Annotated in this window: 14 protein-coding genes; 13 read left to right on the forward strand and 1 reads right to left on the reverse strand. The window is 50.5% G+C overall.

What is annotated here, in order from left to right:
• Positions 1-101 precede the first annotated feature (101 nt).
• From AF331_RS09390 to kduD, 12 genes are all read left to right on the forward strand, one after another.
• Positions 102-797: a response regulator transcription factor gene (locus AF331_RS09390; protein ID WP_235576362.1), complete on the forward strand. Its 696-nt coding sequence runs from the start codon at positions 102-104 to the stop codon at positions 795-797.
• The gene (locus tag AF331_RS09395) at positions 790-2133 is read left to right on the forward strand and encodes a sensor histidine kinase (RefSeq protein ID WP_053427904.1); all 1344 of its coding nucleotides are present in this window, start codon (positions 790-792) and stop codon (positions 2131-2133) included. Before AF331_RS09390 ends, AF331_RS09395 begins: the two co-directional genes overlap by 8 nt.
• Positions 2134-2363: 230 nt before the next feature.
• A complete protein-coding gene (locus AF331_RS09400; protein ID WP_053427905.1) occupies positions 2364-3185 on the forward strand; it encodes a VOC family protein in 822 nt (273 codons plus the stop codon).
• Positions 3182-4141: an aliphatic sulfonate ABC transporter substrate-binding protein gene (locus tag AF331_RS09405; RefSeq protein ID WP_053427906.1), complete on the forward strand. Its 960-nt coding sequence runs from the start codon at positions 3182-3184 to the stop codon at positions 4139-4141. Before AF331_RS09400 ends, AF331_RS09405 begins: the two co-directional genes overlap by 4 nt.
• A gap of 15 nt (positions 4142-4156) precedes the next feature.
• Positions 4157-4930, forward strand: a complete 774-nt coding sequence (locus AF331_RS09410; protein ID WP_231888717.1) for an ABC transporter permease subunit — start codon at positions 4157-4159, stop codon at positions 4928-4930.
• Positions 4931-4945: 15 nt separating this feature from the next.
• A complete protein-coding gene (locus tag AF331_RS09415) occupies positions 4946-5725 on the forward strand; it encodes an ATP-binding cassette domain-containing protein (protein ID WP_053427908.1) in 780 nt (259 codons plus the stop codon).
• 158 nt (positions 5726-5883) lie between these two features.
• Positions 5884-6771 (forward strand): ROK family protein, encoded by an 888-nt coding sequence (locus AF331_RS09420; RefSeq protein ID WP_053427909.1) that lies wholly within the window; start codon positions 5884-5886, stop codon positions 6769-6771.
• A 1301-nt stretch (positions 6772-8072) separates the two neighbouring features.
• Positions 8073-8741 (forward strand): bifunctional 4-hydroxy-2-oxoglutarate aldolase/2-dehydro-3-deoxy-phosphogluconate aldolase, encoded by a 669-nt coding sequence (locus AF331_RS09425; RefSeq protein ID WP_053427910.1) that lies wholly within the window; start codon positions 8073-8075, stop codon positions 8739-8741.
• Positions 8719-9729 (forward strand): sugar kinase, encoded by a 1011-nt coding sequence (locus tag AF331_RS09430; RefSeq protein WP_053427911.1) that lies wholly within the window; start codon positions 8719-8721, stop codon positions 9727-9729. Before AF331_RS09425 ends, AF331_RS09430 begins: the two co-directional genes overlap by 23 nt.
• A gap of 43 nt (positions 9730-9772) precedes the next feature.
• On the forward strand, positions 9773-10603 hold the full coding sequence (gene kduI / locus AF331_RS09435; protein ID WP_053427912.1) for a 5-dehydro-4-deoxy-D-glucuronate isomerase: 831 nt from the start codon (positions 9773-9775) through the stop codon (positions 10601-10603).
• An 11-nt stretch (positions 10604-10614) separates the two neighbouring features.
• The gene (locus AF331_RS09440; RefSeq protein WP_053427913.1) at positions 10615-11448 is read left to right on the forward strand and encodes a sugar phosphate isomerase/epimerase family protein; all 834 of its coding nucleotides are present in this window, start codon (positions 10615-10617) and stop codon (positions 11446-11448) included.
• A gap of 21 nt (positions 11449-11469) precedes the next feature.
• Positions 11470-12225, forward strand: a complete 756-nt coding sequence (gene kduD, locus AF331_RS09445; RefSeq protein WP_053427983.1) for a 2-dehydro-3-deoxy-D-gluconate 5-dehydrogenase KduD — start codon at positions 11470-11472, stop codon at positions 12223-12225.
• Between the two features lie 50 nt (positions 12226-12275).
• Here the strand turns inward: kduD and AF331_RS09450 are convergent, their stop codons facing one another.
• Positions 12276-13037 (reverse strand): IclR family transcriptional regulator, encoded by a 762-nt coding sequence (locus tag AF331_RS09450; protein WP_053427914.1) that lies wholly within the window; start codon positions 13035-13037, stop codon positions 12276-12278.
• A gap of 257 nt (positions 13038-13294) precedes the next feature.
• On the opposite strand from AF331_RS09450, the gene AF331_RS09455 reads away from it, so the two are divergent.
• Entirely contained in the window at positions 13295-14551 is a 1257-nt protein-coding gene (locus tag AF331_RS09455; RefSeq protein ID WP_053427915.1) for an ABC transporter substrate-binding protein, read from the forward strand.
• Positions 14552-14568: the final 17 nt, after the last annotated feature.

Here is a 14568-nt window from a genome sequence, read left to right on the forward strand (position 1 = left end):
AACCGTATCGTACAGACGGGACCTCAACTCCCCATCGGGAAAGTATCAAGAAACTATCAAGTTTATCCAAGGATGGGATTGATATAATAAAAGAAAAACAGATGGGAACGAAACAGATGAGTAAACGGATATTGATCGTAGATGATGAAAAAGAGATCGCAGACCTCTTGGAAGACTTTCTTACGGTGGAGGGATTCGATGTCTCGAAGGCCTTCAACGCAAAGGAAGCAAGGGAGCACCTTCAAAGAGAAGAGATTTTTCTGGTTTTGCTAGATATCATGATGCCGGACGATTCCGGCTTTACCCTGTGCAAGGAGATCCGCCGGACATCGTCCATCCCCATTCTCTTCCTGAGTGCCTTGGATGATGATATAAGTAAGATCAGGGGACTCAGCATCGGGGCGGATGATTATATTGTCAAGAACGCTTCACCTGGAGAAATCGTGGCACGGGTCAAGGCAGTGGAGCGGAGGATTGGACCCAGCCTTTCTTCGACCTTGTCCTATGCAGGTGTCTCCCTCCATACTGATTCACGTACATTCCAAGTCGGGAACGAACGGGTAAATCTGACAGGGAAGGAGTACGAGCTCATGCATCTCTTCCTTGAAGGACCCAATCAGGTTTACACCTACGAACAGATCCTGGAGAGGGTTTGGGGGTATGAAGGAGGAGACTTCCACACCGTCAGGGTCCATGTCTCCAAGCTGAGGGAGAAGGTTCAGGAAAAGACGTCACGCTTCCAGATTTCAACGGTATGGGGAGTCGGGTACAAAGCGGAGGAGCTGATCCATGCGTAAGGAGGCCCTTTCAATCAAACAATGGCTTCTGCTCTTCCTGCTTCTCTTCATGGTTCTCCCTTTATTGGCGACAAGGGGAGTCGTATACCTTTATGAGGATTGGTATGCGTCAGAGGCCGAATCGTTCCTTCCAAGCCTGGAGCCCTGGGTGAACAATGATGTCCTCTCAAAGTCTGGCCTGTGGAAAGATATCGGGTGGCAAGAAGAGATGGAGATGGAAGCTAAGGAGAAAGAAGTCGAACTGAAGATCTTCGACGGTGAGGACAAACTCTTATTCTCTAACATGAAGCAAGGTGGGAGCCAGGGCCCAGCCTTCCTTGAGGAGTATCCGCTGATAGATGGTCAGGAACGGAAAGGGACGGTCTACGTCAAAGATATGAGGAGTCCCGTCATGCCGGATCAACCTTCCTGGCTCGGCTATCTCATCAATGAATGGGGTGGAGGGTTCATCTTTCTTGCGGTATTCGCCCTCATTCTTCTTATCGGTTCACGATTCATCAGGAAGAAGATCCTCTTGCCCGTAAAAGAATTGAAAGAGGCAGCGGAACTCATCAGCACGAGGCAGTTCCATTCGCAGCTGCCCACGACCCCGGTCAAGGAACTGAATGACCTGTCACGGTCCATCTCCACCATGCAAATGAAACTGGAGGAATCCACGACCCGTCAGGCTCAGATGGAGGAGGAAAGAAGGATGTTCATCTCCTCCATCATCCATGATCTCCGGACTCCGCTTTTCTCGATCAGGGGATACTTGGAAGGCATTCTAAAGGGAGTGGCCGACACGCCGCAGAAGAGGATGAACTATGTCGACATCAGCTATCGGAAGGCAAACGTCCTCAATCAGCTTATTGACGAGCTCCATACGTACACGAAGATGAATTTGCTCGATGCCAAGCTTTCTCTTCAACAGGTGGATATTGCCGACCTTGCACAAGAACTTGTGACCAGTCTCCTTCCCCTGGCGGAGGAGAAAGATCAGGTGTTATCGATAAGAGCTGAAGGGGATTTTATAACCGATGCAGATCCTTTCCTTTTCTCACGAGCTCTTGAAAACATCATCGGCAATGCCATCCGGTACACGCCGTCACGAGGGGAAGTGACGGTGACTGTCAAAGCATCCAGAATTGCTGTGGAGGACAACGGGGAAGGCATACCTCCTCACGAAATCCACTCCATCTTCCAGCCTTTATATCGCGGGGAACATTCCCGTAACAGGGAGACAGGGGGAAGCGGACTCGGACTCGCCATTGCCAAGCAAATCGTGGAACGCCATGGGGGACAGATCGAGGTGGAGAGCTGTATGGGAAAAGGATCGACATTCATTATCCGATTATAAATTGATTAAAGCGTTTACATAAATAAAGGGTCAGAATTTTATAAATAAAAGGTTGATTTTTCCTGGAAACCGTATTAGTATAAATTTTATTAATCCGATGAATTTAATATGAATTAACGGAGCTGATCGGACAAACCGAAGGCCCTATTACCCTTTCAAGGGGGTAGTAGGGTCTTTTTTTGCAGCGTCAAGCTTTTATCATGTAAAGCGTCAAAGAAGGGGAGAGGAATATGGGATTTCAATTTGATCATTTGGTCCATTTCGTCAATAGTCCTGAAGAGACCCGGGAAGAAGTCATTCGCGCCGGGATCCATGCAGTCGAAGGAGGAAGGCACGAAAACCATGGTACGTACAATGCCCTCGGATATTTTGGGTTGAGCTACATCGAATGGATCGGTGTATTCGATCAGGGATTGGCAGAGTCTGCCTCAGCGGTTCCTTACAGTCTGCGCGAAACGTTCCGGCATGATGGATACAGGGAAGGATTGTCACGGGTTGCATTGAGGTCGAAAGATTTGGAGCAGGATGCGAAACGTTTCAGAGAACTCGGTCTTGATGTACATGGACCGAACCCGATGAGCAGGAAACGTCCTGATGGGAGCGTCGTGAGTTGGAAGCTGCTGCATGTAGGAGATCCTGAAGGAGGACCTGAATTGCCCTTTTTCATTCAATGGGATGAAGGCGATGCAGAGCGGGAGCGTGACCTTGAAGAGCGCGGTGTCATCTCGGCGCATCCTGGAGGGGAACTGACGCTCGAAGCTGTCGGATTCGCCGTGAAGGATCTCGGGGCAGTCTCACGCTGGGCCGACATCCTGGACCTTCCCATAACAGAGGAGTTTGAAGACGAGTCCCTGCAGGCAAAGGGAAAGGGCCTGAAGTTGCAAGGAGGCAACCTCGTATTCTATACACCAACCGGGAAAGGCATAGTACAGAACGTGCTCGACGAACGGGGAGAAAAGCCGTTTCAGGTACTGTTTGAAGGAAGTGAATCCCGAACACAAAGTATTCGCGAAGGCGATTATCGATTCAAGGTAAAGGAGGAAGCCAAATGAAAAAGTACAGTGTCATAGCCATCATAATCTCGATCTTTCTCCTATTGGCAGGATGCAGTGGTTCATCATCGAGTGCGGAGAAGAAGGACTCGAAGGTGATCAAGATCGGGTATCAAAAAGGAAATACGATCAACATCCTGAAAGAAAGCGGGTTCCTGGAAGAAGCCCTGAAGGAAGAAGGATACAAAGTGGAATGGAAGCTCTTCACCCATGGCGGAACCCTTCTTGAAGGAATCTATTCAAACGCCATCGATTTTGGTCATGCGGCAGATGGGTCGGGGATCTTTGCCCAGGCTTCGGGTAAACCCCTTGTGTATGTAGGGGCGGATGCCCCCAATCCGGAAGGTGTCGGGCTCATGGTCAGGACCGACTCTGGAATCAATTCCATAGAAGAGCTGAAAGGCAAAAAGGTTGGGGTTTTGAAGGGTGGAAACCATCACTATCTTGCCATTCTTGCCCTCGAATCCGTCGGACTGACGGCTGACGATGTTCAATGGGTGTACCCGGAAGATGCGGCGCAGGGCCGTTCCCTCATTGAGACGAAACAGGTGGACGCCCTTGCTTCCTATGACCCATTCTTCGCCGGTATCGAAACCGAACTGGACGTGAAGACCCTGACGGAAAATAAGGATTATGATTATCCGAATCGCACATTCTACTACTCTACTCCTGAATTCGCCGAAGACCATCCGGAGCTCGTGGACGTCATCATAAAAGCCATCGACAAATCCGATCAGTGGGCGAACGAAAACAAAGACGAAGTAACGGATCTTCTTTCCAAAGCGCTCGGAATCGATGAGAGCATCATTTCCAAGGCGGTTGAACGCCGAACGTACGGTGCCACGGGCATTACACAGGAAATCATCGATGCCCAGCAGAGGCAGGCTGATAAATACTACGAAATCGGCTTGATTCCAAAAGAATTGGATGTATCAAAAGATATGCCGATCAAGTAAGGAAGGATGATAGGTTTGAAGAAGAATAATTGGTTCCATTCCGTCCAGCCGTGGATCATCCCGATCCTTCTCTTGGCCCTATGGGAGCTTGTGTCATCACTTGAAATTGTCTCCCCGTCCCTTTTCCCGTCCCCTGTTGCCGTAGTAGTGAGCGGATGGGAGCTTGCGGTATCCGGAGAACTCTCCACACATATACTCGCAAGCCTGTCGCGTGCGGCCATCGGAATGCTGATCGGCGGTGTGATCGGGTTCGTCCTTGGCATCCTGAATGGACTGTCGGATGTTTCCTTCCGCCTGACGGATACAACCATCCAAATGATCCGGAATATCCCCCATCTTGCCCTGTTGCCCCTGGTGATTGTATGGCTCGGGATCGATGAAAGCGCGAAGATCTTCCTGGTGATCCTCGGGGTGATGTTCCCTGTTTACATCAACACATATCATGGCATCCGGACCGTGGATCCGAACTTCATCGAGATGGGCAGGATGTATAACTTGAAGGGATGGCAGCTGTTCAAACATATCCTTTTCCCTTGGGCTCTCCCATCCATCTTTGTCGGCCTCCGCTATGCCCTCGGCGTGATGTGGCTCACATTGATTGTGGCAGAAACCATACCGACGGAGCAGGGGATCGGCTATCTGGCAACGAACGCAAGGGAGTTCATGCAGACGGATATCATCATCCTGAGCATCGTCATCTACGCCCTCCTCGGAAAACTGGCCGACATCGTCGCTCAAGTCGGCGAGAAGAAGGCACTGAAGTGGAACGAAAGCTATGTGAAATCATAGAAAGGAGGAAGTCTTATGTCCAATCTGGAAACAAAACGCAACAGCCAGCCGGTCCGGATCGACCTGGTCGGTGCCGGTAAACAATTCGGCGATAAGGAAGTGTTGAAAGATATAGAGCTCACGGTGGAGAAAAATGAATTTGTCGCCATCATCGGAAAGAGCGGTAGCGGAAAGAGTACGCTGCTTCGCCTGGTGGCCGGACTTGAATCATTGTCCGATGGTGAACTGCTTTTCAACGGGAAGCCTGCGGGTGAAGATGCGTCCAAGATCACGATGATGTATCAGGATTCCAGGCTGCTTCCGTGGAAGACGGTCATCCAGAACGTCGGTCTGGGCCTGAAAGGGGACTGGAAGGCCAGGGCGGAAAGCGTACTTGAGGCCGTTGGACTCCTGTCCTACAAGGATCAATGGCCATCCAAGCTTTCCGGAGGACAGAAACAGCGTGTCGCCTTGGCCCGTGCCCTTATCCATGAGCCGTCCCTCCTTCTATTGGATGAACCGCTCAGTGCCCTCGACGCCTTCACGAAGCTTGAGATGCAGAACCTCGTGGAGACAATCTGGCAGGGGGTAGGATTCACTGCGCTCCTGGTCACACATGATGTACGGGAAGCCATCCGCCTCGCAGATCGGATCGTTCTGATCGAGGACGGGCGAATCGCGTTGAATGTTCCGGTGAACGCTGCAAGACCAAGGCAGGTCTCATCACCGGAACTCGTCGCTTTGGAGGAAAGGGTGCTGTCTGCCATCATGAAAGAAGCACCGCCCGTACAAGAAAAGAAGTTCAAGACCATCTGAAAAGAAGCCGTCGCTCCCCCAGTGGAGCGGCGGCTTTTGTATATCAAAGCATAAATCCAAAGAAAAATGTATGCCAAATCCGATAAAAGTAAAGGAAACCAATCACAACCTGAGGTAGAATAGAAGAAGATTGATAGAGAAGATGGAGGTAATGAGACATGCTAGGTGCAATTGAAGCTGGCGGTACGAAGTTTGTCTGTGCTGTAGGCGATGAACAGGGAACCATCATCGACAGGGTCCAGATCCCGACGACCCTTCCAGAAGAAACGATTCCGAAGGTCATTGAGTTTTTCAGGAAACATCCCGTCAAGGCGATCGGCATCGGATCATTCGGACCGATTGACGTGAATAGAGAAAGCGCTTCATACGGAAATGTCACATCCACGCCTAAGGTCGGGTGGAAGGACTATCCGTTTGTTCAAGCGATCAAAGACGCCATTCCCCTTCCGGTCGGATTCAATACGGATGTAAACGCCGCAGCCCTTGGGGAGGCAACATTCGGCGCTGCCAAAGGCCTCGACAGCTGCCTTTATATCACGGTCGGCACGGGCATCGGTGCCGGTGCCGTCGTCCAGGGGAAACTCCTCCAAGGACTGTCCCATCCTGAAATGGGCCACATCCTCATCCGCCGTCACGAAGATGATCCATATGAAGGAAAATGTCCGTATCATAAGGATTGTCTTGAAGGATTGGCAGCAGGTCCGGCCATCGAAGCAAGATGGGGTGTCAAAGGCGACCAGCTCGTTGACAAAGGGGAAGTATGGGAGATGGAAGGCTACTACATCGCCCAGGCCCTCATGCAATATATCGTCATCATCTCACCGAAGAAGATCATCCTTGGTGGGGGCGTGATGAAGCAGAGGCAGATCTTCCCGATCATCTACAAGCATCTGGAGAAGATGATCAATGGGTATGTCAATCTTCCACCGCTGGAAGAGTATATCGTCTCACCAGGTCTTGGAGATAACGCCGGTATTACCGGGTCTCTCATGCTTGCACATGAAGCATATGAAGATGAAATCAACAGGGAAGCAACACGGGTATAAGTGTATATGTGAGCAGGCTGGTCTTTTGGGATCAGTCTGTTTTTTTATCGATACAGATAGGAGACCCTCCCGATATTGAAGAAATGGTGATAGAGAAGAGTCCGTTCCTCTGCGCTGCGGTCCCTTGCTTTCCACGGGGAGTGAGTCGAGCCTCCTCATGCTTGCGGGGTCTCGAACATCCCTCTATTCCCGTAGGAGTCAAGTGCCCTCCGCTCCGATCCACTCTGTGGGCTAGAGGAGTTTGATTGGACATCTACATGGGGAGGTTGCTATTAGAAAATTCCTCCCGATATTGAGGGAATGGTAATGGAGAAGGGTCCGTTCCTCTGCGCTGCAGGCCCTTTCTTTCCACGGGGAGGAAGTCGAGCCTCCTCATGCTTGCGGGGTCTCGAACATCCCTCTATTCCCGTAGGAGTCAAGCGCCCTCCGCTCCGATCCACTCTGTGGGTTAGAAGAGTTTGATAGAAATTTCAAGTGGATGAGTCTATCATGGCAAGCATCCCTGAGCTAAAGAAATGTGATGTAGATAGGTCCGCTCCTCTGATTCGATCCACCATGTAGGTTGTAGGTTCAATATAGACAACTCGGACAAATCTAACCTATGAATCTAAGTTTCCGTTTCTTTCTCCCCATCAAACAAAAAAGAGTGAAGTGAAGCGGAGGAGGGCCGACTCCCGCGGGAATAGTGGGCAGGTGAGACCCTGCAAGCGCAGCTGAAGCGGCTCACCGTCCACCCCGCAGGAAAGCGGCCATCCGCAGCGAAACGGAACGGTCTCCGTATAAATGATCCCTCATTTAATCAAGATTACAAAAATCCCCGAACACCAAGTAGAAAAATGTAATCCTAATCCACACTAGGGTTTGTAGAAATCTTTGCAATAAACTCTGCTGAGCAAATTTGATTTTCCTGCCTCAATAAATCGGGCGAAGTTAATCTAGGAATCTACTCTTCAATTTTTCCTAACCCATCAAACAAAAAACAGTGAAGTGAAGCGGAGGAGGGCCGACTCCCGCGGGAATAGTGGGCAGGTGAGACCCTGCAAGCGCAGCTGAAGCGGCTCACCGTCCACCCCGCAGGAAAGCGGCCATCCGCAGCGAAACGAAACGGTCAAAGTACAAAGGCAATCCAGTTAAAAGAGGATCCCCACCCTTTACATAACAACCAAACTTAAAACATTTTTCAGAATTGTAAGCGTTTCTTATTGTGAAATTCCCAATCTTTGTTTATACTGAACTCATATATTTCTAAATAATAAATTAGATTTCCAAATAGGAAATCTTAAAGGTGCAGGTGGAAAATAATGAGAAAAATCGAAATACTGAATGGAATCAAAGAATGCGGCGTCGTCGCCGTCGTCCGGGCAGACAGCAAAGAACAGGCCATCGTCATCTCCGACGCGTGCGTCAGCGGAGGAATCAAAGGAATCGAAGTCACCTTCACCGTGGACGGAGCCGCCGAAGTCATCAAAGAGCTTAGCTCCATCTACGAAGGAACCGACGTCCTCATCGGAGCAGGAACCGTCCTCGATGCCCAGACCGCTCGGATTGCCATCCTTGCAGGAGCCGACTTCGTCGTAAGCCCAAGCTTCGATGAAGCGACCGCCAAACTATGCAATCTGTATCAGGTGCCCTACATGCCGGGCTGCATGACCATCACTGAAATGAAGACCGCACTCGAGAGCGGAGTCGATATCATCAAGCTATTCCCGGGAAGTGCCTATGGCCCGGACTTCATCAAAGGCATCAAGGCGCCTCTTCCCCAGGTGAACATCATGCCGACCGGCGGGGTGAGCCTCGGAAATGTAGCAGAGTGGATCCGGAACGGCTGCGTGGCCGTCGGTGTAGGGGGAAGCCTCCTCGAGCCTGCCAAGACTGGGGACTTCGAGAAAATCACGGAGTACGCGAAAGAGTATATCCTGAAGGTCAAAGAAGCAAGGGGAGGATCGTATGAAGGTACTCACGTTCGGTGAAATCATGCTTCGATTATCCACCGGTGAAGGGGAGCGACTGATCCGTGCAGGTTCCCTTCAGATGAACTACGGCGGGGCCGAGGCCAATGTCGCCGTTTCCCTTGCCCACTTCGGGCATGCTGTCCACTATGTAAGCAAGATTCCGGCCCATCCCATCGGTGAGGCGGTCAAGCACCACCTCCGTTCCCATGGGGTGAGTACGGATTTGATCCTCCAGGGAGGGGATCGTCTCGGCACCTACTATCTGGAATCCGGTGTCGGAGAACGCAGTGCCAAGGTCATCTATGATCGCAAGTACTCAAGTTTTTCCCATCTGTCCACAGGCGAAATTGATTGGGACCACGCTCTTGACGGCGGTTGCCTCCTCCATGTATCAGGGATCACCCTTGCCCTCTCAGAAGAACTCAGGACGATTACATTGCAAGCGCTTCAAAAAGCAAAAGAACGCGGGATCACGACGAGCTTCGACTTCAACTACCGGGCGAGTCTCTGGAGCCAACGGGAAGCCTCCCTTGCGTATAAGCCACTGCTTCCATATGTGGATATCGCATTCTTCGGGGAACTGGATGCCCTTCACCTCCTCGGATTGGAAAGAAAAGATCCGGCACTTCCGCGTGAAGAGAGACTGCTTCAGTATTACAAGGAGATGGAAAGGGAGTATCCGAACATCCGCCATATGGCGTCGACATTCAGGGATGTCAAGTCCTCCACCGTCAATGATCTGCAGGGCAACTATTATGTTCACGGCATGCTCCATCAATCGAAGCTCCATCACATCGATCCCATCGTGGATCGTGTCGGCGGGGGAGATGCCTTTGCCGCGGGGATCCTTCATGGCATCCTGAAAGGAAATGATCCGGACGTGATTGCCGCCTTTGCCACGGGGGCATCAGCACTGAAACATACCGTTCGGGGAGACAGCAGCCTTTTCACCGAAGAAGAGGTCCGTCAGTTTATAGATAGCGGATCCGGCACCATCGTCAGATAGCATCGCAACCTACCATACTATGAAAATGAAGGAGAGATGAGTCATGGAAACACGTTATGCCAACCATCCCGAGGAAATCAAACGCTACAATACCGAGGAACTGCGGAAGCACTTTTTGAAAGAGACCCTGTTCGAAGCCGGTCAGGTCCATCTCACGTATACGCATGTGGATCGCATGATCTTCGGCGGTGTGACACCTGCCGATCAGGAGCTGACAATCAAGCTCGATAAGGAGCTTGGAGTGAACTACTTCCTTGAGCGCCGTGAGCTCGGCATCATCAATATCGGTGGCGAAGGAAGCGTCATCCTTGATGGGGAAGAGTATTCCATGATCCGCTATGACGGGCTGTACGTCGGGAAAGGGACGGAGCAGGTTCTCTTCCGTTCGAAGGATCCGGAGAATCCGGCAAAGTTCTATATCAATTCAACTCCTGCCCACCACAAATATCCGACGGTGAAGATCGACATCAATGAAATCAAACCGCTTGAAATGGGTGAACAGGGGACCCTCAACGAACGGAAGATCCACCAGTATATCCATCCGAACGTATGCGAGAGCTGCCAGCTCCAAATGGGGCTCACGATGCTGTCACCGGGAAGCGTTTGGAACACGATGCCGTGCCACACGCATGAGCGCCGCATGGAAGTGTATTTGTACTTTGATATGGAGCCGGATACAAGGGTGTTCCACTTCATGGGTCAGCCGGATGAGACACGCCACCTTGTGATGAAGAATGAGCAGGCCGCGATTTCGCCGAGCTGGTCGATCCATACGGGCACGGCGACAAGCAACTACACGTTCATCTGGGGCATGTGCGGAGAAAACATCACCTATGACGACATGGACCACATCAAGATGGAAGACTTACGGTAAGGGGTGGTTCCATGAACATCGGGATGAGAGCACACGATATCGAGAAACGTCCGCTACCGGAACTCGTCGAGGAGCTTGGGAACAAGGGGTTAGCCTGCGTGCAGTTCGCCCTGGCGAAATCCCTTGATGTCCCGTCTCACCACGGGGCACTGAGCCCTGGATTCGGAAGGTATGTAAAAAACGCATTCGACACCCGCGGAATCCAGATCGCCGTCCTTGGATGCTACTTCAATATGATCGACCCTGATCATACGGAAAGGCGAAAAGGAATGGACCGGTTCAAGGAGCATCTTCGCTATGCCCGGGACTTCGGCTGCAGCATCGTGGCGACAGAGACGGGGAACGTCCACTCCAAGATGGGGTATACGACGGATAATTTCGATGAAGAGCCGTTCCAGGAAGTGGTGAGGAGCGTCAGGGAAATGGTGGCCGAAGCCGAAAAATTCGGCGTCATCGTCGGGATCGAAGCGGGTGTCAATCACCCGGTCCATACCGTGGAGAAGATGAAGCGGCTGCTCGATGAGGTCGATTCACAAAACCTGCAGGTCGTCTTTGATCCGATGAACCTCATGACACTTGAGAATCATCAAGAGCAGGAAAAGGTGTTCGAAGAAGCGATGGAGGCTTTCGGCCACAGGATTGCCATCTTCCACGCGAAGGATTTCAAGGTCGAGGATGGAGTCCTCAGCACGGCTCCGGTCGGGACCGGTCTGATGAACTATGATTGGCTCTTCGGTTGGTTGAAGGCAAACAAGCCTTACATCAATATCATCATGGAAGAAACGGTGGAGCCTTATATCGATGATAGTCTGGCATTTTTGAAGAATAAGTACGAGCAGGCCTAACAGAAGGGAAGAGGGATGAGCATGACAGGATTGTTTTCATTGGAAGGGAAAGTAGCCCTTGTCACAGGTGCGAGCCGTGGACTCGGTCAGGGAATGGCTGTTGGACTGGCAGAAGCAGGGGCCGTCGTCATCGGCGCAGGCATAAGTGCGATGAAGGAAACGCGCGAGAAGATCGAAGGACTTGGCGGGGTGTTCCATGAAGTGCAGGTCGACCTTTCAGAGAAAGGTGCAGCTTCCAAGCTTGCTGAGGAAGCCCTTGCCAAGGAAGGACGCATCGATATCCTCGTCAATAATTCAGGCATCATCCGTCGTGAGGATGCGGAGAATTTCCAGGATGATGACTGGTTTGACGTCATCAATGTGAATCAGCATGCTGTGTTCCAGCTTTGTCGTGAAGTCGGCAAGCAGATGATCGAGAAAGGGAGCGGGAAGATCATCAATATCGCGTCCATGCTGTCATTCCAGGGAGGCTTGCGCGTCCCTGCATATACGGCAAGCAAGCATGCGGTTGCAGGATTGACGAAGTCATTTGCCAACGAGTGGGGCAAGAAGGGCGTCAATGTGAATGCCATCGCACCCGGTTACTTCGAGACGGATAACACGGCGCAGCTCCGCGGGAACGCTGAACGGAGTGCTTCAATCACGTCACGCATCCCTCAGGGGCGCTGGGGTCGTCCCGAAGATCTCAAGGGAGCCGTTGTCTTCCTTGCTTCGGATGCTTCCAATTACGTGAACGGACATATCCTCTGTGTCGATGGTGGATGGATGAGCTCATAATAGACGAAAAAGCCCAAGAATGGTTTCATTCTTGGGCTTTTCTATGTTCATTATTCGAGATCGTTCAGAATATTATTCCGGCATGTCTCGACTTCTTTGATCAGGTTCTGCAATACTTCGTCCGTGAGGCGGTAGGTGGGAACGCTGACGCTGATCGCACCGACGTTCTTACCGCCCGAGGTGGTGATGGCCGTCCCTACGCAAAATACTTCATTTTCGTGCTCGCTATTGTCAAATGCATATCCCTGGGCACGCACCTTTTCAATTTCGTCGAAGAACCCTTCATGAGTGGTGATCGTTTTGTCCGTCATCTTCACCATCTCGATGGAATTCAGGTAGCGCCTGATTTCCTCATCGCTCTGATCGGCAAGGATCGCTTTTCCCATGGCAGAGCAGTAGAGCGGGATGTTTTTCCCTACTTTGGAATACAGACAGACCGGGTTTTGACTTTCGATCTTTGCCACATAGACAACATGGATGTGGTCGAGTATCCCAAGGTGGACCGTTTCATTCGTCCTGGCCTGGAACGCTTCGAGATGGGGCTGGGCAATCTGTTTGATATCGAGCTGACTCAGAGCCTTCAATGCATATTTGATGATCGATGGCCCAAGGCTGAATCGCTTCAGCTCAGGATCCTTTTGTACATAGCCGATGAGAACCAGCGTATCAAGGATCTTGAGGGCAGTCGAGCTGGACAGACCCGTCTCTTTTGCAATGGATTGAAGGGACTGGGGGCCATTGCTCGAAGACAGGTGATCCAAGATGAGGGACGCCTTGATCAGCACGGTCCCGTAAGGTTTTTGAGTGGTCATGTTTTTCTCTCCTGTACCTCTTTTTATTAAGTATATCGAACAGATTATTGCTATACAAGACAATCAGTTTCCTATTTAGAAATAAAAATAAATATTTAAATGTTCAAAAAATTGTTGTAATTATACCGATAGCAGAATATAATCAGTTTAAGTAAGCGCTTTCCCAAATATACTTACTAGAGTTACACACGGAATCAAGCGGCTTTTTGCCATCTTAAGGTAAAACGCTTACCTAATCTAAACAATGGGGTGTTAGTGTGAGAAAATGGAAGGTCAGTTTGCTTGTAGTCGTATCATTTGTACTTTTGTTCATGACGGCATGTTCAAACTCTGAGAAATCATCTTCGGATAAGAAGAAGCTTCAGTTCTTCGTTTCCGGTGATAATGTCGAAGGGGCAGCGCTTGCGACCATGTCGAAGAAGTATACGGAAGAAACAGGGGTGGAGATCGAAGTCGTGGATGTGCCGTTCAGTGATATGGCGACACGTATCACGAACATGGTACAGGCAGGGAATCCTCCTGCACTGGCACGTACGGCAGAATTCAATCCGATCTGGAGTGATTCACTGGCAGATCTCAGCTCTACAATGAAGGATAAAAACGTAAGGGAAGACCTTGCGATTAAAGATGACGGCAAGATCAAAGCCATTCCAATCGATTTCACGGCAGTCGGTCTATTCATCAATAAAGACCTGTTTGACAAAGCCGGGGTGAAGAACCCGACATCAGGTGATGATGTGTGGACATGGGATGAGTTTGTAAGCGCTTTAAAAACAGTGACTAAAAAAACGGATGCTAAATACGGAATGGTCATGGATCAATCCGAACACCGTCTGAGCACCTTGCTTTATCAGTTCGGAAGCAAAGGATTCTATGAAGAGAATGGAAAGTACACCACGAATCCTGAAACGAAAAAAGGCCTTGAATATTTCGTGAAGCTGAACGACGACAAAATCATGCCGAAAGCCGTTTGGGCTGCGGGTGAAGATCCATCTTCCATGTTCAAGAGCGGACAGGTGGCAGCGTACTACTCAGGTGTATGGCAAGTAAAGGATTTCGAGAAGAACATCAAGAACTTCGAATGGGCAAGCGTCCAGATGCCTTATGAAACGGTCCGCTCCACGAACTTCGGTGGAAACTACATGGTGAAATTCGAAGGATCCGGAGTGGAGAAAGAAACGCAGAAATTCATCGACTGGCTTTACACGAAGGAAAACTATGAAGAGCTTGCAGGTCTCGGCGGATATCTTCCCGTTGTCGAGGGTGCAGAAGTGGACTACGGTGTAGGCGAAGCAGGAACACATGCGTATGAAGTATACAACGAAGAGATCAGCTCTACGGCCAAGGTGGCTGCCAAATCAAAATCAGAACGCGATACGATGCAATTGACATCTGAAAAAATAGCCAATAACGTGCTCCGCGACAACATGATCAAGACGTTGAACGGCGAGCAATCCATCGATGACACCATCAAGACGGTGGAGCAAAAGTACACGGATGCGTATGTAAAGTAACATTAAAAACCGGCGCG

The organism is Rossellomorea marisflavi (genome assembly GCF_001274775.1).
Taxonomy (GTDB): domain Bacteria; phylum Bacillota; class Bacilli; order Bacillales; family Bacillaceae_B; genus Rossellomorea; species Rossellomorea marisflavi.

What these genes read in the sequence shown, in the direction of transcription:
- AF331_RS09415 (WP_053427908.1), top strand. Translation starts at nt 4,946, where the DNA reads ATGTCCAATCTGGAAACAAAACGCAACAGCCAGCCGGTCCGGATCGAC.
- AF331_RS09425 (WP_053427910.1), top strand. Translation starts at nt 8,073, where the DNA reads ATGAGAAAAATCGAAATACTGAATGGAATCAAAGAATGCGGCGTCGTC.
- kduI (WP_053427912.1), top strand. Translation starts at nt 9,773, where the DNA reads ATGGAAACACGTTATGCCAACCATCCCGAGGAAATCAAACGCTACAAT.
- AF331_RS09440 (WP_053427913.1), top strand. Translation starts at nt 10,615, where the DNA reads ATGAACATCGGGATGAGAGCACACGATATCGAGAAACGTCCGCTACCG.
- AF331_RS09390 (WP_235576362.1), top strand. Translation starts at nt 102, where the DNA reads ATGGGAACGAAACAGATGAGTAAACGGATATTGATCGTAGATGATGAA.
- AF331_RS09420 (WP_053427909.1), top strand. Translation starts at nt 5,884, where the DNA reads ATGCTAGGTGCAATTGAAGCTGGCGGTACGAAGTTTGTCTGTGCTGTA.
- kduD (WP_053427983.1), top strand. Translation starts at nt 11,470, where the DNA reads ATGACAGGATTGTTTTCATTGGAAGGGAAAGTAGCCCTTGTCACAGGT.
- AF331_RS09430 (WP_053427911.1), top strand. Translation starts at nt 8,719, where the DNA reads ATGAAGGTACTCACGTTCGGTGAAATCATGCTTCGATTATCCACCGGT.
- AF331_RS09400 (WP_053427905.1), top strand. Translation starts at nt 2,364, where the DNA reads ATGGGATTTCAATTTGATCATTTGGTCCATTTCGTCAATAGTCCTGAA.
- AF331_RS09405 (WP_053427906.1), top strand. Translation starts at nt 3,182, where the DNA reads ATGAAAAAGTACAGTGTCATAGCCATCATAATCTCGATCTTTCTCCTA.
- AF331_RS09395 (WP_053427904.1), top strand. Translation starts at nt 790, where the DNA reads ATGCGTAAGGAGGCCCTTTCAATCAAACAATGGCTTCTGCTCTTCCTG.
- AF331_RS09450 (WP_053427914.1), bottom strand. Translation starts at nt 13,037, where the DNA reads ATGACCACTCAAAAACCTTACGGGACCGTGCTGATCAAGGCGTCCCTC.